This is a genomic window from Achromobacter sp. Marseille-Q0513, from assembly GCF_018195695.1.
Taxonomy (GTDB): domain Bacteria; phylum Pseudomonadota; class Gammaproteobacteria; order Burkholderiales; family Burkholderiaceae_B; genus Achromobacter.
On sequence record NZ_JAGTJY010000348.1, the window covers coordinates 1 to 1,873 of the forward strand.

Below are 1,873 nucleotides of genomic sequence, written 5' to 3' on the forward strand. Positions count from 1 at the left end.
TGGACAGATGCTCTGCAAGGGCGCACGCGAAGTCAGCGGCGAGCGTGGATTCGATGTAGCGCGCGAAGTCGTGGCGGCGCAGCACCGTTGCGAAATACTCGGCCACGTAGGCCCGGCCGCCGGTGCTGGTGCGCAGTTCGTGGGTGGCGTTGTTCAGGTTGGTCATGCTGCCTCCAAGATGGAATTCACTCGATCGATGCGTTCGCCGATCCAGCGGGCGTTTGTGGTGCACCAGCTATTGCCCAGCGCCTTGTAGCGCGGGCCGTCTGGGCAGTCTTCTGGTGGTTTGCCACGCCAAGCGATGCGCGTGTAGTTGCGCGGGTACGCTTGCAGGGCCTCGCATTCTTCGGGCGTTAGACGGCGGACCTGCATGCCGTAGTGGATCGCTCCGACTCCGATGCCAGCACGGCCGCCGTTGGGCGTCAGAAGTGCGTTGGCAGTCCCGTCGGACCTGGTTTCGAGCTGGTGAGAATCGCCACGGCCGCGTATGGCAAGCGTGGTGACGGCCTGGGCTTGTGGGCTGGAGCTGCCGAGCGCGCCAAACAAATGCTCGCTTGCCACGGGATCCTGTCGGCTGTCGAAGGCGATGGCGGGCGGGTGCGCTCGGGCAGCCAGAGGATCGCAAGGATCGCCGGCTTGAGGGCTGCTGCCATTTTCGGGGCTGGTGATTTGCGTGGTGTCGAACGGCAATGCAACCAGAGGGGTTCCCCGGCCCGTGCCGTCTTCGCTGGCATCGAATGCTTCGCCACGCAGACTATGGGTTACCAGCGTTTCCGATTCCGCGTCATACCGATGGCCACCGCCAGAACCGCGAGTGAGACAGCGAGCCACCAGCATGCCAGCGTGTGCATCCTGCTGCGTCGCGCTGCCCGCGGCTCGGCCGCTGGCCTGTAGTGTTCCAGCAATCAGGCCGCCGTCGCAGTCGAAGTCGGTTCCAAGTCCGCCACCGCTTTCAGTGCGTGCGCTAAGGGTCGGGGCAGTGTTTTGCCTCGCTTTTCGGCTCGGCGCAGGATTCCCCGACAAGCCGTGGCGCTCAAAAAGAACCGCTGCGGCAGCTCGCCAGTTTCCAAGACATCCGACAACGAACACACGGCGGCGTCGCTGGGGTACTCCAAAGAACTGAGCGTCAAGAACTCGGTAGGCGAACCCATACCCGAGTTCGCCCAGCATTCCGAGGAAGGTGCCAAAATCCCGCCCCTTGTTGCTCGACAAGACACCGGGGACGTTCTCCCATACCAGCCACTTGGGGCGGTACTTTGCAGCAATGGCACCAAAGGTAAGCATGAGGTCGCCACGCGGGTCATCCAGTCCTTTTCGAAGTCCTGCGACGCTGAAAGACTGGCAGGGGGTTCCACCGCAGAGAAGGTCAATTGGGACATTGGGCCATTCCTTGTATTTGGTCATGTCGCCCCAGTTGGGCGTATCGGGGTAGTGGTGCGCGAGAACGGCGGACGGGAACGGCTCGATTTCGCTGAATGCCACGGCCTTCCAGCCGAGCGGGTTCCACGCGACGCTTGCCGCCTCGATGCCGCTGCATACGCTGAGAAACCGCATGCTCACCTCCCCGCGCCCTGTTCTGCCTGCTGGGCGGCACTCGATTCCGGCTTGAGCGGTGTGCCGCAGAACGGGCAGTAGCTGGCGAACAGGAGCGAAGCCTTCTTCTTGCCGCGTCCCTTTTCAACCTGTTCAGTTGCCACGGGCCAGGGCATGCCGACGCCGTTATCGCCAAGCGTGAAGACCTGCATGACTCGGGTGTTGCGCTCGGCTAGCAGCGCGTCGATTCTCTCCCTGCATTGGCACGCGCTCATGCTGCGCTCCCTTCGCCCTGCTGGGCGGCATTCAACGGGATGCGGATGACTTCCTCGATCTGCAC

At 63.3% G+C, this 1,873-nt stretch carries 2 protein-coding genes; both read right to left on the reverse strand.

The genetic code is table 11. From position 1 onward, the window contains the following. Positions 1-162: 162 nt before the first annotated feature. Positions 163-1,554 carry a DNA cytosine methyltransferase gene (locus KDH83_RS30515; RefSeq protein ID WP_212322740.1) on the reverse strand — a complete coding sequence of 464 codons (1,392 nt, stop codon included), beginning with the start codon at positions 1,552-1,554 and terminating at the stop codon, positions 163-165. A 2-nt stretch (positions 1,555-1,556) separates the two neighbouring features. Continuing rightward, a partial coding sequence (locus KDH83_RS30520; RefSeq protein WP_212322742.1) for a hypothetical protein occupies positions 1,557-1,873 on the reverse strand: 317 nt, incomplete at its 5' end.

What these genes read in the sequence shown, in the direction of transcription:
- KDH83_RS30515 (WP_212322740.1), bottom strand. Translation starts at nt 1,554, where the DNA reads ATGCGGTTTCTCAGCGTATGCAGCGGCATCGAGGCGGCAAGCGTCGCG.